A 19,493-nucleotide genomic window follows, 5' to 3' on the forward strand; every position below is an offset into this window, starting at 1 on the left:
ACGCAAGCGCGGCATCAGAACCCGGACGACGGCGCGGCGTACAGATCGACGCACGAGCGCGCTGATGCCGCCATGCGGCGACCGACCAGCCTGTAGCCCAGGGAATAGCCACGATACGCCCCCCCGGCGCTGAAGGGCGAGAACCAGGCCATCCGGTCGTAGTGCGGGTTCTGCCAGTCCGCGCGCGCCTCGGCCTCGGCGTTCGCCAGGGCGATGTCATCCAGTGCGGTCGCGTACCAGGGCGCCTCGCCCCGGAACCCGGCTTCGAAATGCAGTGCAAGGCCTTCGGAAACGAGTGCATCGCCCAGGGTCATGCCATACCCCGGGCCGCGCCAGCGCGCGCAGTGCATCAACTCATGCACCAGCATCGGGGCAAGATGCCGCGGCACCATCGCGCGCAGGTCCGGATGGGCAGGGTCGATGAACAGGAACACCAGGTTCGCCGACGGCGAATAGCCGCCGATGCCGATTTCGGGCAAGGTCATCGGCGGTTGCACCTGTACGACAACGTCGACGTCGCCCAGGGCGCTCGCAGGCAACGCGTGCCGCGTATGGCGATAGGCACGGAAAATCAAATCCTTGATGACCGGCTTGTCAACGATTTTGCTGGTGCCGGCTTCGAGAAAATGGATGCGCAGGCCGCCGATGGACACATGATCTCCCAGCGCCCGGCACAGCCACGCCTGCACGGATTCCGATACCGCACGCATCACGGCTCCCCGCCTTGCCGACGGCACGCATCGCCATACCATGCGCAATTCGGTACGACTGGCTCCACACATCCTCCTTGTTGCGACCAGCACGGATACGTCGGCCCGGCGACAGCCAGGCCGCCGTAGTGGAAGGTAAATTTGTCTGCAATGCGAGGGAAATTCGTCTGCATTGGCCGTTCGCGGTAACTATAGGCTGAATATTCGATAAAAATCAACGGCTTGAAAGTTCCATGCTGATTTGTCTGCAGAATTTTGGCAGGAAGGTGAATTTGCCTGGATTTTCATCCCCGGGATTGCCGCGTCAAGTCACCGGTCAACAATGCCCGTACTGGCTGAAATACAGGTTCTGTCGCATGATCTGCGCCGTTGCCGGTCTCAGGCAGGCTGTGACGCCCAAACCCTGGATTATTGGCCATGCTCAGCTTCAAAGGAAAGCGTTTCCGATCAATGTCATCCTGGCCTGCATCCGCTGGTATGCGGCTACAGCACATTGCTGTTCGCCCTGCAGGTATGGAAGAAGTGATGGCACGGCATGCCCGCATGCGAAAGCATTTGCCAGGCATGGCGAAGCTGGAGGGGGATCGATGGTGCCGGTGGCCATTGCCCGATTCGTGAGCGAGGTCCACCGCATTGCCCGCCTCGGCGAGAACAGCGCAGCAATGGCGTCCAGTTGCGGACCAGCGGTCAGTACCAGCGCGTGGCCCTGCGGCGGTCCGGTTCAAGCATGAGGCGCAGAGTCGCCGCCGCGGTCATGCCATACTCGTCGAGCAAATCTTCCGCCTCGGTTCGGCGATTTCCCATCGACAGCTCCACGGCGCGATCGGCGACCTGCGCCGTGATGGTATCGCGGCGGCGGCGCTGCTCGCCATGCCGAACGTCCACCATGGTTTCGCATTCCGATTGCCAGTGCGTATGTTTGTATAGCTGCGCTTCCCGCATCGCGTCCTCATCGCTTTGCCGGCGCCGGCTGTCGCAGGCGATTGCCCTGAGCGCGGTAGCCGGCTCCACGTCACGCAGGCGCAAGTGGCACCATGCATCGGTGGAACCGAGCACGATATTGATGCGCAGCGCTGTTTCGAATACGCGCGCTTGTGCCATGTCGCGTCGGCGGTCAGTGAGCATGGCGTTTGCGGTATTGTCAGCACATCGCCTGGGCTTCCGCCACGGCGTGCTGTTCTTCGCTGGCTTCGGTCGCGTTCATGCCATCGTCGACCCGCCGGGCCGAGCGCTCGGCGACGGCGACCAGCTCGCAGATGCAGTTCCGGTCGGCCGATTCCTCGGCCAGCGCCATGTCGACAGTATCGAACACGCGTGGTGCCTGTTGGCGTGCATGGCGGCGAACGGGCGCCGGACTTTTGCTGGGGGTATTCATCGGGTTCTTCATAATGTTTCGACTGTAGGCCGATTGCGTCCATAGCGCACCTGATCGAATGGCTCGTGCACGATAGCGAGAACTCACTGGCACCGGTAGAGAGTCCTTGCGGCACCGCTGATGTGTGTCCCGCCATCCCGCTCTACGCCTGCGTGCCGCTCGCGGGGCTGACGGCGACCTGCAGCGTCGCCCGCAAGCCGGGCCGGTTGTCGGCCAGCAGCAGCGCGCCGCCGTGCAGCCGGGCCACGGCCGATACCACGGAAAGACCAAGGCCCACGCCCGGCGTGCCGCGGCTGGTGTCGCCGCGGTAGAAGCGTTCCACCACGCGGGGCCGTTCATCGGCCGTGATGCCGGGGCCATTGTCGGCGACCACGATTTCCAGCGTATCGCGCTGCGGATGGTGGATCGAGATGGCGATCTCGCCGCCTTGCGGCGCGTATTTCAACGCGTTCTCGACGAGGTTGCCCAGCGCCTGCGCCAGCAGAACAGGGTCGCCGACGACGCACGGCGCGCCGCGCGGCGTGAAGGCCAGCGCGATGTCCTTCAGTTCCGCCACCGGTGCGTAGAACTCGGCCACCTCGGCCGCCAGCTTCGCCAGGTCCACCTGCACGAAACCGTTGCGGCGGCTGCCGCTGTCGATTTCGGCCAGGCGCAGCAGCGCATTGAAGATGTTCATCACGCGGTCCACGTCGCCGATCGCCGCGTCGATCTCGGCAAACGTTTCTTCCTCGGCCGGCCGCGTCACCGACAGCTCTTCCAGCCGCGCGCGCAGCTCCGACAGCGGCGTGCGCAGGTCGTGCGCGATCGCATTCGACACATCCTGCACGCCCGTCACCAGGTGTTCGATCTGGTCCAGCATGCGGTTCACGGTGCGCGTGAGCAGCTGCAGCTCGTCGCCGTCGCGCGGTTCCTGCAGGCGGCGCGACAATTTGCCTTCGATGATCGCGGCGGTCGTCTGGCTGATGCCCTGTACCCTTGCCAGCAGCGCACGGCGGATCAGCACGCCGCCCAGCGCGGCGCCCATCAGCACCGTGGCGGCGCAGGCCAGCAGGCCCCACACGAACAGCCGTTCCAGTTCGTCGAAGCGGTTCAGGTTACTGGCGATCAGCAGGCGGTAGCCGTCGCCCAGCGTGACGCGCACCAGTTCGATGCGGCGCGGTTCGCCATCGACGTGGATCGTGGCCGACCCCGTGCCGTCGCGGTCCGGCAGGCCGGCGGGCCAGCCGGGCAGGTTGCCGGCCAGCTTGACGCCGTTCGGCGCCATGAACAGGATGATCTTGCGCACACCGTCGTTGGTGCCCACCACCTGGCTCTCGATGGCGGTCGTCAGCGCGAACGGCCCGCCGCGCGCGAACAGGTTGGCGAGCCGCTGCGAGTCGGCCGTGATCAGTTCCGTGCGTACCTTCTGGATATTGGTATGCCACGCATACCACAGCGGCCCGGCGAACATCGCCAGCACCAGCAGGCTGACGATACCGTAGCCGAGCGCGATCGTGCGCGCGGAAAAGCCGGGCAGCCTCACGCTATTGCTCCTTTCCTTGCCCGGCTCATGGCTGGTCGGTCAGCATGTAGCCGGCATTGCGCACGGTGCGCAGCAGCGGCTTGCCGAAGCCGGCATCGATCTTCTGGCGCAGCTTGCTGACGTGGACGTCGATCACATTGGTCTGCGGATCGAAGTGGTAATCCCACACGTTCTCCAGCAGCATCGTGCGTGTGACCACCTGGTTCGCGTGCCGCATCAGGTATTCGAGGAGCTTGAATTCGCGGGGCTGCAGCGCCACCGGCCTGCCGGCCCGTGTCACCTTGTGGGCCAGCATGTCCATGTGCAGGTCGTCCAATGTCATGGTCGTTTCCACCGGCCGATGCTGGGAGCGGCGCAGCAGCGCGTCGAGGCGGGCCAGCAGTTCGCCGAACGCGAACGGTTTCACGAGGTAATCGTCGCCGCCGCTCTTCAGGCCGTGGATGCGGTCGTCCACGCCATCGAGCGCGGAGAGGATCAGGATCGGCACGCGGTTGCCGCCCTGGCGCAGCGCCTCGACGATCGCGAGACCATCGACACCGCCGGGCAGCATGCGGTCCATCACGATGGCATCGTAAGGTTCGCTCACGGCGTGGTACATGCCGTCGCGGCCGTTGTCGGCGTGATCGACCGTGTGGCCCGCTTCCGTCAGGCCTTTCCTGACGAAGCGGGCGACCCGCTCGTTGTCTTCGACGAGGAGAAGTTTCATGGTCCCGCCAGGCCCGCATCCGCCGCGGCGGGCGCATCGCCGGTGCGCTCGATCCACCCGCCACCGAGCGCGCGGTACAGGCCCACGAGGGCGGCCAGCTGGTTCTGCCGGGCGGCGATCAGCGAAACGCGGGCATTGTACAGGTCCGTTTTCGCCGTCAGCACGGAGAGGTAGTCGTTCGTGCCGCTGGCGTACAGCAGCTCGGCCAGTTCCAGCCTGCGCTGCTGGGCGGCGACATCGCGCTGGCGCGCCGCCAGTTCGGACACGTAGGTGCCGCGCGCGGCCAGGCCGTCCGCCACCTCGCGGAACGCCGCCTGCACCGCTTGCCGGTACTGGGCCACGCCGATGTCACGGGCGATGCGGGCGTTGTCGAGATCGGCCTGGCGCGCGCCGCCATCGAACAGCGGCAACACGAGGCTGGGCGCGAACGACCACACGCCGGTGCCGGCTTCGAACAGCTTGCCCAGCGCGGCACTGGCGGTGCCGGCGGCGGCGGTCAGCCCGATGTTCGGGAAGAACGCCGCGCGGGCCGCGCCGATGTTGGCATATTGCGCGCGCAGTTGCGCTTCCGCCTGCAGCACGTCGGGCCGGCGCAGCAGCAGGTCCGATGGCAAGCCGGCGGGAATATCGGGAAACTGCGCGGCCAGCAGCGGCTGCCGGTCCAGTGGCGTCGCCGGCGCAGTCGCGGGCGGCAGCGGCTGGCCAAGGAGCAGCACCAGCGCGTTTTCCGCCTGCGCCCGCAGCCGCTGCTGGGCCGCCTGGTTGGCCAGCGCCTGTTCCACGGTGCCGCGCGCCAGCGTTTCATCGAGCTCGGAGACGGTGCCCGTGTCGAACTGCAGCTTCACGATGCGGTACGACTCGCGCGCCGCCGCCAAGGTTTCTCCGGTGACGGCCAGCTGCTCCTCGTAGGCCAGCATGGCGAGGTACTGCTCGGCCACCTGGGCGACGAGCAGGATGTGCGTGGCCTGCCGCGCGTAGGCGCTGGCCAGGTATTGTTCGCGGGCGACATCCGTCAGGCTTTGCAGGCGGCCGAACAGGTCCACCTCCCACGCCGCCGACAAGCCGGCGAAGTTGCTGTGCGAGGTGTTGCCACTTCCTGTGCTCCTGCCGCGCGTGCCCGACGCTTCGACGTCGACGCGGGGCAGGGCGGCGCTGCGCTGCAACTGCAGGGCTGTGCGGGCCTGGCCCACGCGCAGCAGCGCGATGCGCAGGTCCTGGTTGTTGGCCAGGGCGATGCCGACGAGCTGGCGCAGGCGCGCATCGACGAGGAAATCCTGCCAGCCCGTATCGCCCGCAGGGGTAGCGGTAACCGCCCCCGCCGCGTCGTAGGCCGGACCCGAAGGATAGGCGGCGGGTGCCGCGCCGGCCGGACGTTGATAGGGCGGCTGCAGGGCGCAACCGGATGCCAGCGCGGCCACCGACAGCAGGGTAGTCAGGCGCTTCATGAATTCACCTCCTGGGCGGCAATGGCGGCGCTCTTGTACGCGCGCCGTTTTCCCTTCATCTTGCCGGCAACGAGCACGAAGAACAGCGGGATCATGAACGTGGCCAGGAACGTGGCGGTCAGCATGCCGCCGATCACGCCGATGCCCAGCGCGTTCTGGCTGGCCGCGCCGGCGCCGCTGGCGACCGCCAGCGGCAGCACGCCGAGCATGAATGCCATCGACGTCATCAGGATGGGCCGCAGGCGCAGCTTGGCCGCTTCCATCGCCGCGTCCATCACGCCCTTGCCCTCGAGCTGCAGTTCGCGCGCGAATTCCACGATCAGGATCGCGTTCTTGGCCGACAGGCCGATCGTCGTCAGCAGGCCTACCTGGAAGAACACGTCGTTCTCCAGCCCGAACAGCGTGGCCGCGGCCAGCGCGCCCAGCACGCCGATCGGCACCACCATGATCACCGAGACGGGAATCGCCCAGCTTTCATACAGCGCGGCCAGGCACAGGAACACCACGAGGATCGACAGCGCGTACAGCAGCGGCGCCTGGGCGCCGGCCTGCGCTTCCTGCAGCGAGATGCCGCTCCATTCGTAGCCGATCCCTTCCGGCAGCTCGCCCATCAGGCGGTCCATGATTTCCATGGCCTCGCCGGTACTGTGGCCCGGCGCGGGCTGGCCCAGGATCTCGGCCGACGCGATGCCGTTATAGCGCTGCACGGCCGGCGCGCCCCATGTCCAGCGGGCGCTGGCGAACGCGGAGAAGGGCACCATGGTGCCGGCGCCGTTGCGCACGTGCAGGAAGCGGATATCGTCCGGGTTCATGCGGTATTGCGCGTCGGCCATCACGTACACGCGCTTGATGCGGTTGTCCGTGTCGAGGAAGTTGTTGATGTAGCGCGAGCCCCAGGCCGTGGAGAAGGTCTGGTCCACGTCCGTCAGGTTCACGCCCAGCGCGGCCGCCTTTTCGCGGTCGATGTCGATCTTGTAGGTGGCGTTGTCGGCCTGGCCCGTGAAACGCACGCGCGAAAGCGCTGGCTCGTTCTTCGCCAGTTGCAGCAACTGGTCGCGCGCCTTCGCCAGCGCCTCGTGGCCAAGGCCGCCGCGGTCCTGCATCTGCAGCGAAAAGCCCGTGGCCGAACCCAGGCCGCGGATCGGCGGCGGTTCCACTGCGGTGACCTGCGCGCCCTGGAAATCGCCGTAGCGGGCCGAGATGCGGCTGCTCAGCGCCGCCACGGACATGTCCTTGTCCGTGCGCTCGTCCCATGGTTTCAGGCGCACGAACAGGCGGCCCTGGTTCTGGCCCCGGTTCGGCTGGCTGGCGCCGATCGTGGCGAACGTGGAATCGACCATCGCCTTCTCGTCGTTCAGCAGGTAATGGTTGATCTCCTCCAGCACCTTGCCGGTGGTTTCCAGCGTGCTGCCGGGCTGCGTTTGCACCTGCACGAACATGTAGCCCTGGTCTTCGCGCGGCAGGAAACCGCCGGGCAGGCGCAGGAACAGCAGGGCGACCGCGCCGATCAGCACCACGTACAGCGCCATCCACACGCCGCGCCGGCGCACGATGGCGGCCACGCCGCCCAGGTAGCGGTCGCGGCTCGCGTCGAAACTGCGGTTGAACCAGCCGAAGAACCCGCGTTTTTCATAATGGTCCGGGTCGGGGCGCTTGAGCATGGTCGCGCACAGCGCCGGCGTCAGGGTCAGTGCGATGAACACGGACAGCAGCATCGACGCCACGACGGTCAGCGAGAACTCGCGGTAGATCGCACCCACCGTGCCGCTGGAGAAGGCCACCGGCACGAACACGGCCGAGATCACGAGGGCCACGCCCACCAGCGCGCTGGTGATCTGGCTCATCGCCTTTTCCGTGGCTTCGTAGGGCTCCAGGCCTTCCTCGTGCATCACCCGCTCGACGTTTTCCACGACCACGATCGCGTCGTCGACCAGCAGGCCGATCGCCAGCACGAGGCCGAACATCGACAGCGTGTTGACGGTGAAGCCCAGCGCCGACATGATGCCGAAGGTACCGAGCAGCACGACCGGCACGGTGATCGACGGGATCAGGGTGGCGCGGAAGTTCTGCAGGAACAGGTACATGACGAGGAACACCAGTGCGATACCCTCGAGCAGCGTGACCACCACTTCATGGATCGACACTTCGATGAACGGCGTCACGTCGTTCGGGTACACGACCTTCAGGCCGGGCGGGAAGAACGCCTTCAGCTCGTCCAGGCGCGCGCGCACCGCATCCGCCGTGGTCAGCGCGTTGGCGCCGGGCGCCAGCTGGATGCCGATGCCGGAAGCGGACTTGCCGCTGTAGCGCACGTCCACGTTGTAGTTTTCCGGGCCGAGGGCCACGCGGGCCACGTCGCCGATGCGTACGGACGAGCCGTCCGGCTGCACCTTCAGCAGGATGCGCCGGAATTCGTCGGGCGTGCGCAGCAGGCTGGCCTGGTTGATCGTGGCCGACAGCGTCTGTCCCGCCACGGCCGGCGAGCCGCCCAGCTGGCCGCCGGAGATCTGCACGTTCTGCGCCTGGATCGCGCGGTTCACGTCCAGCGGCGTCAGTGCGTAGCCCGTCAGTTTCACGGGGTCGAGCCAGATGCGCATCGCGTACTGCGTGCCGAACACGTTCAGGCTGCCCACGCCGGGAATGCGCGACAGCGGATCCTGGATGTTCGACGCCACGTAGTTGGCGATGTCGAACTTGGTCATGCTGTTGTCTTCGGAAACGAAGGCCGCCACCATCAGGAAGTCGCTCGTCGACTTCGTTACGCGCAGACCCGACTGCTGCACTTCGGACGGCAGGCGCGGCTCGGCCGAACGCAGCTTGTTCTGCACCTGCACCTGGGCGATGTCCGGATCGGTACCGGGCGCGAACGTCAGCGAGGTGGTCGACTGCCCCGTATCGTCGGTGGTCGACGTCATGTACAGCAGGTTGTCGATCGCCGTCATCTGCTGCTCGATCACCTGCACCACGGTGTTGGCCATGGTTTCGGCCGAAGCGCCGGGGAACGTGGCCTGGATCTGCACGGACGGGGGAGAGACGGGCGGATACTGCTCGACCGGCATCTTGAACAGCGCGATGCCGCCGACCAGCATGATCAGCAGCGAAATGACGATCGCGAAGATGGGCCGCTGGATGAAGAATTTAGCCATGCGCGGTCATCCTCATCGGGCTGCCGGGGCAGTCGTGGAAGCAGGAGCGAAAGCAGGGGCGGTGGCCAGCTTGCGCGGCGCCGCGGCGCGCGCCTCGACGATGGTGCCGGGCCGCAGCTTCTGCACGCCGCTGACGATCAGGCGTTCGCCTTCCTTCAGGCCGTGCTCCACGAGCCAGTGGCCGTCGACCAGCGCGCCCGTTTCCACGGTGCGCACTTCCGTCTTGTTGCCGGCGCCGACGAGCATCACGGTCGCTTCGCCCTGCGGGTTGCGGGTCACGGCCGGCGCGGGCACGCGCACCACGCCTTGCCGCATGCCCTGGTCGACGCTGGCGCGCACGAACATGCCGGGCAAGAGCAGCTTCTCCGGGTTCGGGAAACGCGCGCGCAGCGTGACGGAGCCGGTATCCCGGTCGACGGTCACGCCGGAAAATTCCAGCACGCCGGCGTGCGCATAGGTGCTGCCGTCTTCCAGCTTGAGGCGCACCCGCGCCTTGCCCGCGCCCTCCAGTTTCAGGCTGCCGCTGGCGATGTCGCGGCGCAGAGCCAGCCCTTCGGCGCTCGACTGCTGGAGGTCGACATACATGGGGTCGAGCTGCTGGATCGTCGTCAGCAGCGTGGCCGAACCGCCCTGCACATAAGCTCCCTGCGTCACCTGCGACACGCTGCTGCGGCCGCTGATCGGGGCGCTCACGCTCGTGTAGCCCAGATTGATGCGGGCCGTCGTCACGGCCGCTTCCGCCGCGGCCACGTCGGCGGCGGCCTGCAATTGCGCCGCCTCGGCATTGTCATATGCCTGCTTGCTGACGGCATTCCCGCCCACCAGCACCTTGTAGCGTTCCAGTTGCGACGTGCTGCTGACCAGGTTTGCCTTCGCGCGCTGCAGCGTCGCCTGGGCGCTCGACAGCGCGGCGCGGTACGGTGCCGGATCGATCACGTACAGCGGATCGCCCTTGCGCACATCCGCTCCTTCCGTGAAGCGGCGGTCCTGCACGATGCCGTCGACCCGGGCACGCACTTCGGCCAGCAGGAACGGCGCCGTGCGGCCGGGCAGTTCGAGCGCGAGCGGCACGGTCGTGCGCTCGACGGTCTGCGTGGTGACTTGGGGAACGGCGGCGGCTTTCGGCGCCGCCTTCTCGGCGCCGCAGCCGGCCAGGGCCAGCGTGGCGGCCAGCGTGGCGGCCGCGATGGGGGCCGATGAGGCGGCGCGCGCGGCAGCAAGGCCCGCGCGGCGCGGGCGGTAAGGGAATGGCATGGATGGTCCAGGTGACAAGGGTTAACGATGGAATCCTCGAACCCCCGCACTATGCCGGTTGCCGGCTAAAGGCGGAATGGCCGAATCATTAATTATCGTTAATCTGCGCGAACGGCGGCGCCGCTACCGCCGCTCTCGCGCATTGCTGCCGGCGTTGCCATGACGCCGCCACAGGTCGTTACTGACGGATGCGCCGCCGGCTGTTGTCCTGCCCGAGCACGCGGGTGATCACTTCGTCGGGCAGCGCCTCGCGGCGCAGCATGCGTTCGGCACGGGCATTATCCAGTTCCCCGACCAGCGTGATGGCGGCCTCCACGACAGCCGCGCTGACGACGTCGCGCCGGCGGCCGCCGACGTGATAGAAGCCTGGACCTTTCGGCACTTCCGGTGGGTGTTCGGCGCTGTCGGGCGGGGCCGCGGGCAGCGCTGTCATCGAGGTGCGGGACAGGCCGGCCGAAAGCACGCGCGCGACCAGGTCATCGGCCATGTGCGCCAAGCGCAGGTACTCCACTGCCGCTTCCATGCCACGCAACCTTTGCAGGATCAGCGCGATATCGATCGTGCGCGCTGTCGCGGTATCCCGGCGTGAATCTCGCATCCGTTCTCCTGGTGCTCATCGAATCCCGAGGCCGCCGGCCACTCTCCAGGCACGGCTTCTTTTCCCAGATTAGCCTGCATCGTGCCCTGATGCAAAGCAATTTGTGCTTCAGGCCGGGGACTGAAATGACCCGTTCCGGGATGACTTGTTGTGAATTCGTCACATCAGTGCGCGAATCGTCCCGTGTCCGAGCCGCCACGGCCGCCAGCGCCGGCACTGAAGGCGAGTCGGCAAGCCGGTGCGGGAAGCAGCGGCAAGGCCATGGCATGAGGGTGTTTTCCCTCTGAAAGCCGCATGAACCGGGCCTTCACGGGCGCTGCATCGTACGTTGGGTCTTGCGATCGGTCGTGCGTTTATCCTCGCGAGGTGATACCTGTTTGGATATCGAAAAGCGGAAAAATTTGATTGGATCGGTAATTTCCCCGTTACTAAGATGATTCGGTAGCGCCATGAAACGTGGTCCAGACCACGCATAAAAGAATTAGAACATAGGAGATTGTATGAAATCGCAAGTATCTGCACGTCCTTTGGCCTTGAAGCTGACGGTTACTGCGCTGATGGGGGCCGGCATGCTCAGCAGCGCCTCGGTATGGGCGCAAGCGGCTGCCGAACAGACAGCACCGACCGAAACCCCGACGGTGGTCGTCACGGGCGTCAAGGCCTCGCTGATCAAGAGCCTGGCGATCAAGCGCACCAGCGACCAGGTCGTGGAATCGGTCGTCGCCGAAGATATCGGCAAGCTGCCTGATAACAATGTCGTCGAAGCGCTGCAGCGCGTGACGGGCATCCAGGTCACCAACCGCGCCGGCGGGGAAGTCGGTACCTTGTCCATCCGTGGCCTGCCCGACGTCCAGACAACCTGGAACGGCCGGAGTATCTTTACCGCGTCCGGCACGCAGGTCGCGCTGCAGGACATTCCTTCGACCCTGGTTCGCCAGATCGACGTCTACAAGACGCGCGACGCCAGCCAGCTGGAGACGGGCATTGCAGGCCAGGTTGACGTCAAGTCGCTGCGGCCGTTCGATTTCAAGGGGCCGAAAGTGTCGCTTTCGGCGCGGGGAACCTATCTCGACCCCGCCGAAAAGACCAACCCGCAGCTCAGCGCCATGTTGAGCAACCGCTGGCAGACGGGCTTCGGCGAAGTCGGTGCCCTGGTCAACCTGTCGCAGACCAGGACGAGATACCGCAATGAGAGCGTGACGCCGGGTGCCATGGTGCCGTTCACCAGCCCCAATGCCGCCGAAGTGCCCGCAGGCTACACGCCCCTGCAGCGGATCACCGACACGAGTATCTGGACGCCTGGCACCCTCACCGGCTTGCCGACAGCGGTGGGATCGACGCTGGATTTCAATGGCAAGGCTCATCCATATTACCTGTCGCGCGACGCCATTTTCCAGTCCGACCTGCAGGGAGATCGCAAGCGCCCCTCCGCCAATATTGCCTTGCAGTGGAAACCGAACAGCAGTTCGGTCTATACGTTCGAATCGATGTACAACGGTTATCGTGACAAGGCCTTCAACCAGTTGCTGTTCAGCTTTGTCGACTGGTGGGGAGATCTCGGCAGCAACCCTGCCGGGACCATCACGACGTTCCCGGGAACGAACATCATCAAGAGCCGTACCGTCGGTAACGTCTATGGTTTCAACAGCGGCGACTACACCACGTCGGCAACCGATTCCCGCATTTATGCCCTGAACGGCAAATGGGACATTGGCGACAGGCTGAAGCTGGAAGGTGACCTGTCCTACCAAAGCAGCACTTTCCACTCGGAGTTCACGGCTACCCGGATCGAGCGCACCGCACCGTCCATCACCGTCGACTTCAATGACGGCGGCGACAATACGGCCTTCCGTTTCAATAACAACGCCGACCTGACCGACCCGACCAAGTGGAACGTCGCGCAGTTCTACGATACCGCCAACCGCAACAAGGGCAGCGCCGCGACGGCCAACCTGACGGGCGTCTACGATGCCGACTGGGGACCGCTGCAGACGCTCAACTTTGGCCTGCGCTTCGACGATCGCAAGGCATCGGAGGCCAACCGGACGCAGTCGGCCTTCCTGGGCCGCAACCTCGCCTCGCTGGATTCGAGGTATCAATCCACCAACTCGAACTTCGGCACGGACATCTCGGACGTTCCGCGCACGTGGCTGGAGCCCAATGCCTACTATATCCGCGACAATCTCGACGAGTGGCGCAAGCTCTATAACACGGCCGATGCGAACTTCCTGACGACGGACCAGCTCCGCCTGCAGAAGACGTTCAAGGTCAATGAAAAGACGGCCAACCTCTTCCTGATGGCGAATACCCAGAACGAGTTGTTCGGCCATCGCCTGCGTGGCAATTTCGGCGTGCGCTACGTCAAGGTCGATACCGACATGACCTTCTACAAGGTCGATGCCACCACCAAGGCGGTCACAGCGACCAGTGCCAGCAAGTCGACCAGCAAGCTGCTGCCCAGCTTGACCCTGATCTATGACCCGGTCCAGGACGTGGTGGTGCGCATGAACTATGGTGAAACCCTGCGCCGCCCGGGCTTCGGTGCCTTGAATCCTGTCCTGCAACTCGGTGACGACGTGTCGAAAGTGGGTTATGGTTCAGGCAGCGGCGGCAATCCCGACCTCGAACCGACGCGCTCCAAGAACCTCGATCTGACGGCCGAGTGGTATTTCCAGAAAGACAGCGCGCTCTACGGCACGCTGTTCAAGCGCAAGATCAACGGTCTGGTGGTGGACTTGCGCCGCAAGGTGCACGTCGATCCGGCGGACGACCCGTTCCGCAACTCGACCTCGGGCGGCGACCATACGAATGGTTACGACTACGTCATCAACTCGCCGGTCAACGCCTCTGACGGCACGATCAAGGGCGCCGAACTGGGCTTGATCTATTTCCCGAAAGGGCTGCCGAGCCTGCTGGACGGTCTGGGCATCCAGGCCAGCTATACACGACTCAGCTCGTCGCAGAATGTGCCGACCGCCAATGAAGCCGGCGTCATCGTCTCCCAGCTCGAGACACCGTTCTTCGGCGTGTCCGACAAGTCGTATAACGCCACCCTGGCTTACGAAAAGGGCCCGGTCAGCGCGCGCTTGTCCCATGTCTGGCGCTCCGGCTTCCTGTCCAGCAACGAAGCGGCCCTGTTTGCCAATCCGATCGGTATCTGGCGTCATCCCGAAAAGAGCCTGGACATGCAGATCTCCTACAAGATCAACGACAACATGTCGGTCGATATCAGCGGGGTCAACCTGACCAACGAAATGCAGCAGCAGTACTACCACTTCGGCAATGCGGGTAACGCGCAGGTCAGCAATTTCGGTACGCTCCAGATCGGACGTTCGGTCTCGTTCGGTCTGCGCTGGAAGATGTAAGCCCCGGCGATCAAGAAGACTCCGCCAGCGAAAATGGGCGTTGCCGGGTGATACCCGCAACGCCCATTTTTTTGGGTTCAGTTCAGTTGGCGCCAGGGGCCTGCATCAGAACCGGTACCGCAGCGTGGCCGACACGCTGCGCGGCGCCTGGTAGGTGATCGCGTTGAACGCGGAGAACATCGCGTAGTGCGTCTTGTCGAACGCGTTGTCGACGTTCAACTGGGCCGACAGGCGGTCGTTGATGTCGTAGCGCGCCATCAGGTTGACCAGTGCGAACGAACCCTGCTCGATGCGGCCGCCGGTATTGGCCGGCGCGGTCGGGTCATTGGTCCACGTGCGGCTTTCCCAGTTGGCGCCGCCGCCCACCGTCAGCTTGCTCAGCTCACCCGGGAAGCGATAGGTGGTGAACACGCGGAACGTCTTGCGCGGGTAGATGCTGTTGAACTCGACACCCTCCGCGTCCTCGGCCTTGAAGTAGGCATAGCCGGCGGTGGCGTTCCAGCCGCGCGCCAGTTCGCCGGACACTTCGGCCTCGAAGCCCTTGCTTTCAGCGCCTTCGGCCGCGCGGTAATAGGTTTCCGGCAGCAGCGGACCGGCGTCGCCGTCGCGGTCGACATTGCCGACTTCCACGCCCAGCTTGTCCTGCTTGATGCGGAATACGGAGAACTGCGCGTTCAGGCGGTTGTCCAGGAACGCGCCCTTGATGCCCGTCTCATAACTCTTGCCGACCACCGGGTCGAGCAGGCGGCCGTTGAAGTCTTTCAGGTTCTGCGGCTGGAAGATGTCGGTGTAGCTGGCGTAGGCCGACCAGTTGCGGTCGATGTCGTAGACCAGGCCGGCGTACGGCGTCACTTCGCGGTTCTTCTTGACCGTGTACGCGGCCGTCCACAGGCCGACGCCGGTCTTCTCGTAGTTGCTGACGCGCGCGCCGACGATCAGCTTCAGCGGATCGGCCAGCGAGAAGCGCACCACGCCGTACAGGCCTTCCTGCTTTGTTTCGCTGCGTTCGTAGAAGGTACGCGGGCCCCAGCTCGGCTCCGGGTATGCGCCGGGATTGAAGTTGTTGAAGTCGCCCACGGCGTGATTGGCATTGCCGTAGTCCGCGGCGCGGCTGTCCGAATTGAACTCCTGCTTCGAGTGCAGGTAGCCGAATGCCGCCTCGTGCTGGCGGCCGCCCAGCGCGAACGGGCCGCTGGCGTGCAGGCTGAAGTCGTCCTGCTTGACGCGGGTGTTGTACGAGCCGGAGAAATCGGACACGCCGAGACCCGTCACGCGGTCGGGAACGCCCGACAGGTACAGCAGGTATGTGTCGCCCCGGCGATCGCCGCGGCTGTACGAACCGCGCACCTGCCAGCCGTTGGCGAAGTTGTGCTCGAGCGTGACGAACGCGTTGTTGTAGCTGCTGCTCCACGTCGTCCAGTCGGCGGCGGTGGTCTTCGAGCGGTCCCAGTTGGTCGGCGTGCCGTCGGTGTAGTAGTACGGCAGGCCGCCCCACATCGAACCTTTCGGATCGGTTTCCTGGCGGCTGAAGCCGGCCGACAGCAGGGTGCCGGGGGCGAGGTCCGCCTCGACGGTCGCGAACACCGTCTTGTCCGTGTTTTCCAGGTAGTCGACCCAGCTGTCCGACTTGCTGTATTCGCCGACCACGCGGGCGCGCACGCTGCCGCTCTGGTTCAGGCCCGTGCCCACGTCCACCATGGCGCGGCGCTCGTTCCAGCGGCCGATGCCCAGTTCGGCGGTGCCGCTCAGTTCCTTGCTGGTGGCGCGCTTGCGAATCAGGTTGATCGCGGCGGAAGGATTGCCGGCGCCGGTCATCAGGCCGGTCGCGCCGCGCACCACTTCCACACGTTCGTAGATCGCCAGGCTGCCCAGCGTTTCGCCGGCGCTCCACGACTGTTCCCAGGTGGTGGGAATGCCGTCGATCTGCAGGTTGGTGATATCGAAGCCGCGTGCCGTGAAGCCGGCGCGGTGCGTTTCATACTGGTTCACCGAGACGCCGGTGGTGTTGTTGACCACGTCCGTGATCGTGGCCAGGCCCTGGTCTTCCATGCGCTCGCGGGTGATCACGGAAACCGCCTGGGGCGTTTCGCGGATCGACAGGCCCAGCGGCGTGGCGGTGCCCGTCACGCGCGTGGTGTAGCCGGCATCGCCTTCCTTCTGCGCCTGCACTTCGACGGTCGGCATGACGGGCTGCGACTGCTCGGCAACCTGGGCGAGGGCGGCCAGCGGCATCGCCAGGCCGGCGTACAGGGGGAGGCGGGCCAGCTTGCTGCCGGCGGCGCGGGGATTTTTCTTCATTGTTTGTCCAGTTGGCGATGCACAGGCGTGCGCAAAACGGCACGCAACGGCGGTCAGTTGACTAAGGAACGTGAATGATAACGATTCGCATTCTTATGTCAATGTAAACAATGTAACTGGACGACAATATTTTCGATGGCAGACGCCAGTGCTTCGCGCTCGCGGTTTCCGGCAGCGCGGCTTCAGGGCAGGGCACGCTCCAGCGCATCGACATCGGCGCCGCGGATCAGGTCGAGGTGCGCGCCGATCCATTCGACCGGCCTGTCCCACCATGCGATCGCCGTGAGGCGCCGCACGGTCTGCGTATCGAAGCGGGCGCGAACGGGACGGGCCGGATTGCCGGCGACGATCGTGTAAGGCGGCACGTCGGCACTCACCACGGAACAAGCGGCAACGATGGCGCCATCGCCGATCGACACACCGGGCATGACCAGCGCCTCGTAGCCCATCCACACGTCGTTGCCGATCACCGTGTCACCCTTGTACGGCAGGTCGCCTTGCGCCGGCATGGCCGACTCCCACCCATTGGCGAAGATGCCGAAAGGGTAGGTCGAGATGCCGTTCATCTGGTGATTGGCGCCGTTCATGATGAACCGCACGCCGCGGGCCAGCGCGCAGAACTTCCCGATCCGCAGCCGGTCGCCGATGAACGGGAAGTGATACAGCACATTGCGCCGGAACTGCTCCGGGCCATCGGGATCGTCGTAATACGTATAGTCGCCGATCTCGATATGCGGATCGTCGATCACGTTCTTCAGGTAGCAAACCTGCGGAAAACCCGGCATGGGGAACGGATTGGCGGGATCGGGACCGTACATGGCACACCTTTCGAAGGAACTGGAATGCAACTCTACCCTGTTCGCCCGTCCAGTCCAACCCACCGCGACCCCGCCCGGTCGCTCTCCAGCACGGCATCGATGAACCGCATGCCGGCCACGCCGTCGTCCACGGTCGGCAGGTCGGCCGTTTCGGCCGGCACCGGCAGCCCGGCATCCACGGCATGGATACGGGCAGCGGCATCGCGGTACAGTTGCGCGAACGCTTCCAGGTATCCCTCGGGGTGCCCGGACGGCACCCGGGTCGCATGTTCGGCCGCGGCGCCGCGTACCCGCCCGCGGGTGAGCCGCTGCGCGCTGCCCCCCTGGGGAGTCAGCCACAGCTCGTTCGGGTTTTCCTGGTCGAACGACAGGCTGGCCTTGGTGCCGAACACGCGCAGCGCCAGCGCGTTCTCGCAGCCGGTCGCCATCTGGCTCGACCACAGCATGCCGCGCGCGCCGTTCGGATAGCGCAGCATTACCTGCACATGGTCATCCAGCACGCGGTTCGGCGTGAACGAGTGCAGTTCGGCCAGCAGTTCGCTGGGCTGCATGCCGCTGACAAACCCGGCGAGGTGGAACGCGTGCGTGCCGATGTCGCTCGTGCAGCCGGTCGGGCCGGCGCGCTGGGGATCGTTGTGCCAGTTCGTGCGCTGGAATTGCTCGCTTTGCGGACCCGCTTCGGCCATCCAGTCCTGGGCATACTCGACGTGGACCAGGCGCACGTCGCCGATGGCGCCGGACGCCACCAGTTCGCGCGCATGCCGCACCATCGGATAGCCGCTGTACGTGTGGGTCAGCGCGAACACGCGGTTCCTGTCGCGGGCCAGAGCCGCCAGCGCCTCGCCTTCGGCCGTGGTGATGCCGAGCGGCTTGTCGCAGATGACGTGGATGCCCGCTTCGAGGAACGCGGTGGCCACGGGCGCGTGCAGGTAATTCGGCGTGACGATGGCCACGGCATCGATGCCATCGGGCCGCGCGGCTTCGGCGCGGGCCATCTCGCGGTAGTCGGCGTAGCAGCGCGACGGATCGAAGCGCAGCGCCGTGCCGCTGGCGACAGCGCGTTCCGGGTTGCTGGACAGGGCGCCGGCCACGACTTCATAGCAGTCGTCCAGCCGGGCCGAGATGCGGTGGACGGCGCCGATGAAGGCGCCGTCGCCGCCGCCGACCATGCCGAGGCGGAGTTTGCGGGGTGTGCTCATGCCTGCAGTCCCATCAGTTCGCGCACGGCGGCGCGGTCGGTGCCGCTGCCGGCAAAGTCGTCGAACGCCCGTTCGGCCACGCGGATGATATGGCGGCGGATGAACTCCGCGCCTTCGCGGGCGCCGTCTTCCGGGTGCTTCAGGCAGCACTCCCATTCCAGCACGGCCCAGCCGGTGTAGTCGTATTGCGCCAGCTTCGAAAAGATGCCGGTGAAATCGACCTGGCCATCGCCCAGCGAACGGAACCTTCCGGCACGGTCCACCCAGCCGCTGTAGCCGCCGTACACGCCTTGCCGGCCATCGGGCCGGAACTCGGCATCCTTTACATGGAACGCCTTGATGCGCTCATGGTAGATGTCGATGAACGCCAGGTAATCGAGCTGCTGCAGCACGAAGTGGCTCGGGTCGTAAAGGATGTTGGCGCGCGGGTGGTTGTCCACGGCGGCCAGGAAGCGCTCGAATGTCACGCCGTCGTGCAGGTCCTCGCCGGGGTGCAGCTCGTAGCAGATGTCCACGCCCGCGTCGTCGAACACGTCGAGGATCGGCTTCCACCGCTTGGCCAGCTCGCCGAACGCTTCCTCGACGAGGCCGGCCGGGCGCTGCGGCCACGGGTACAGGTAAGGCCAGGCCAGCGCCCCGGAAAAGCTCGCATGCGTCGTCAGGCCCAGGCGCCGCGAAGCCTTTGCCGCGGCCTTCACCTGGCCCACGGCCCACTCCTGCCGCGCCTGCGCATTGCCGCGCACGTGCGGGGCCGCGAAGCCGTCGAACAGCTTGTCGTAGGCGGGGTGCACGGCAACGAGCTGGCCCTGCAGGTGCGTGGACAGTTCCGTGATCTGCAACCCGTGTTCGGCCAGCACGCCGGTGATCTCGTCGCAATACGTCTGGCTCTCGGCGGCCTTGTCCAGGTCGATCAGGCGCGGGTCGGTCGGCAGTTGCACGGCTTCGTAGCCGAGGCCCTTCGCCCAGCCGGCCAGGCCGGCCAGCGTGTCGAACGGCGCTTCGCCGCCCATGAACTGGGCGAGGAAGATCGCCGGTCCCTTGATGGTCTTCATGCTGG

Annotated in this window: 14 protein-coding genes; 1 reads left to right on the top strand and 13 read right to left on the bottom strand. The window is 65.7% G+C overall.

Annotation, left to right across the window (positions count from 1 at the left end):
- Positions 1 to 14 precede the first annotated feature (14 nt).
- The 9 genes from ACY65G_RS27385 to ACY65G_RS27425 form a co-directional block, all read right to left on the bottom strand.
- Complete coding sequence (locus ACY65G_RS27385) at positions 15 to 710, bottom strand: DUF2268 domain-containing putative Zn-dependent protease (protein ID WP_465000438.1); 696 nt, start codon at positions 708 to 710, stop codon at positions 15 to 17.
- Positions 711 to 1,397: 687 nt separating this feature from the next.
- A complete protein-coding gene (locus ACY65G_RS27390; protein ID WP_465000439.1) occupies positions 1,398 to 1,835 on the bottom strand; it encodes a hypothetical protein in 438 nt (145 codons plus the stop codon).
- Positions 1,836 to 1,851: 16 nt separating this feature from the next.
- Positions 1,852 to 2,022, bottom strand: coding sequence for a hypothetical protein (locus ACY65G_RS27395; RefSeq protein WP_465000440.1), 171 nt, complete (start codon positions 2,020 to 2,022; stop codon positions 1,852 to 1,854).
- 205 nt (positions 2,023 to 2,227) lie between these two features.
- Positions 2,228 to 3,607 (bottom strand): sensor histidine kinase, encoded by a 1,380-nt coding sequence (locus tag ACY65G_RS27400; RefSeq protein WP_465000441.1) that lies wholly within the window; start codon positions 3,605 to 3,607, stop codon positions 2,228 to 2,230.
- A gap of 25 nt (positions 3,608 to 3,632) precedes the next feature.
- Positions 3,633 to 4,313 (bottom strand): winged helix-turn-helix domain-containing protein, encoded by a 681-nt coding sequence (locus tag ACY65G_RS27405; RefSeq protein ID WP_465000442.1) that lies wholly within the window; start codon positions 4,311 to 4,313, stop codon positions 3,633 to 3,635.
- Positions 4,310 to 5,758 (bottom strand): efflux transporter outer membrane subunit, encoded by a 1,449-nt coding sequence (locus tag ACY65G_RS27410; RefSeq protein WP_465000443.1) that lies wholly within the window; start codon positions 5,756 to 5,758, stop codon positions 4,310 to 4,312. Before ACY65G_RS27410 ends, ACY65G_RS27405 begins: the two co-directional genes overlap by 4 nt.
- Positions 5,755 to 8,904: an efflux RND transporter permease subunit gene (locus ACY65G_RS27415; protein ID WP_465000444.1), complete on the bottom strand. Its 3,150-nt coding sequence runs from the start codon at positions 8,902 to 8,904 to the stop codon at positions 5,755 to 5,757. Before ACY65G_RS27415 ends, ACY65G_RS27410 begins: the two co-directional genes overlap by 4 nt.
- A gap of 12 nt (positions 8,905 to 8,916) precedes the next feature.
- A complete protein-coding gene (locus ACY65G_RS27420; RefSeq protein WP_465000445.1) occupies positions 8,917 to 10,158 on the bottom strand; it encodes an efflux RND transporter periplasmic adaptor subunit in 1,242 nt (413 codons plus the stop codon).
- A gap of 178 nt (positions 10,159 to 10,336) precedes the next feature.
- Positions 10,337 to 10,756, bottom strand: coding sequence for a hypothetical protein (locus tag ACY65G_RS27425; protein WP_465000446.1), 420 nt, complete (start codon positions 10,754 to 10,756; stop codon positions 10,337 to 10,339).
- 500 nt (positions 10,757 to 11,256) lie between these two features.
- Here ACY65G_RS27425 and ACY65G_RS27430 point away from each other — a divergent pair, with 500 nt between their 5' ends.
- Positions 11,257 to 14,121: a TonB-dependent receptor gene (locus tag ACY65G_RS27430; RefSeq protein ID WP_465000447.1), complete on the top strand. Its 2,865-nt coding sequence runs from the start codon at positions 11,257 to 11,259 to the stop codon at positions 14,119 to 14,121.
- Between the two features lie 105 nt (positions 14,122 to 14,226).
- Here the strand turns inward: ACY65G_RS27430 and ACY65G_RS27435 are convergent, their stop codons facing one another.
- The 4 genes from ACY65G_RS27435 to ACY65G_RS27450 all read right to left on the bottom strand — a co-directional run bounded on the left by ACY65G_RS27435 (position 14,227) and on the right by ACY65G_RS27450 (position 19,488).
- Positions 14,227 to 16,419, bottom strand: a complete 2,193-nt coding sequence (locus tag ACY65G_RS27435) for a TonB-dependent siderophore receptor (RefSeq protein ID WP_465000448.1) — start codon at positions 16,417 to 16,419, stop codon at positions 14,227 to 14,229.
- Between the two features lie 182 nt (positions 16,420 to 16,601).
- Positions 16,602 to 17,237: a CatB-related O-acetyltransferase gene (locus ACY65G_RS27440; RefSeq protein ID WP_465000449.1), complete on the bottom strand. Its 636-nt coding sequence runs from the start codon at positions 17,235 to 17,237 to the stop codon at positions 16,602 to 16,604.
- 32 nt (positions 17,238 to 17,269) lie between these two features.
- Positions 17,270 to 18,436 carry a Gfo/Idh/MocA family protein gene (locus ACY65G_RS27445; RefSeq protein ID WP_465000450.1) on the bottom strand — a complete coding sequence of 389 codons (1,167 nt, stop codon included), beginning with the start codon at positions 18,434 to 18,436 and terminating at the stop codon, positions 17,270 to 17,272.
- Positions 18,433 to 19,488, bottom strand: coding sequence for a sugar phosphate isomerase/epimerase family protein (locus ACY65G_RS27450; protein ID WP_465000451.1), 1,056 nt, complete (start codon positions 19,486 to 19,488; stop codon positions 18,433 to 18,435). Before ACY65G_RS27450 ends, ACY65G_RS27445 begins: the two co-directional genes overlap by 4 nt.
- Between the last annotated feature and the right edge of the window lie 5 nt (positions 19,489 to 19,493).

Source organism: Pseudoduganella sp. jia 12 (assembly GCF_055502675.1).

What these genes read in the sequence shown, in the direction of transcription:
- ACY65G_RS27420 (WP_465000445.1), bottom strand. Translation starts at nt 10,158, where the DNA reads ATGCCATTCCCTTACCGCCCGCGCCGCGCGGGCCTTGCTGCCGCGCGC.
- ACY65G_RS27435 (WP_465000448.1), bottom strand. Translation starts at nt 16,419, where the DNA reads ATGAAGAAAAATCCCCGCGCCGCCGGCAGCAAGCTGGCCCGCCTCCCC.
- ACY65G_RS27410 (WP_465000443.1), bottom strand. Translation starts at nt 5,758, where the DNA reads ATGAAGCGCCTGACTACCCTGCTGTCGGTGGCCGCGCTGGCATCCGGT.
- ACY65G_RS27385 (WP_465000438.1), bottom strand. Translation starts at nt 710, where the DNA reads ATGCGTGCGGTATCGGAATCCGTGCAGGCGTGGCTGTGCCGGGCGCTG.
- ACY65G_RS27390 (WP_465000439.1), bottom strand. Translation starts at nt 1,835, where the DNA reads ATGCTCACTGACCGCCGACGCGACATGGCACAAGCGCGCGTATTCGAA.
- ACY65G_RS27425 (WP_465000446.1), bottom strand. Translation starts at nt 10,756, where the DNA reads ATGCGAGATTCACGCCGGGATACCGCGACAGCGCGCACGATCGATATC.
- ACY65G_RS27450 (WP_465000451.1), bottom strand. Translation starts at nt 19,488, where the DNA reads ATGAAGACCATCAAGGGACCGGCGATCTTCCTCGCCCAGTTCATGGGC.
- ACY65G_RS27440 (WP_465000449.1), bottom strand. Translation starts at nt 17,237, where the DNA reads ATGTACGGTCCCGATCCCGCCAATCCGTTCCCCATGCCGGGTTTTCCG.
- ACY65G_RS27415 (WP_465000444.1), bottom strand. Translation starts at nt 8,904, where the DNA reads ATGGCTAAATTCTTCATCCAGCGGCCCATCTTCGCGATCGTCATTTCG.
- ACY65G_RS27430 (WP_465000447.1), top strand. Translation starts at nt 11,257, where the DNA reads ATGAAATCGCAAGTATCTGCACGTCCTTTGGCCTTGAAGCTGACGGTT.
- ACY65G_RS27405 (WP_465000442.1), bottom strand. Translation starts at nt 4,313, where the DNA reads ATGAAACTTCTCCTCGTCGAAGACAACGAGCGGGTCGCCCGCTTCGTC.
- ACY65G_RS27445 (WP_465000450.1), bottom strand. Translation starts at nt 18,436, where the DNA reads ATGAGCACACCCCGCAAACTCCGCCTCGGCATGGTCGGCGGCGGCGAC.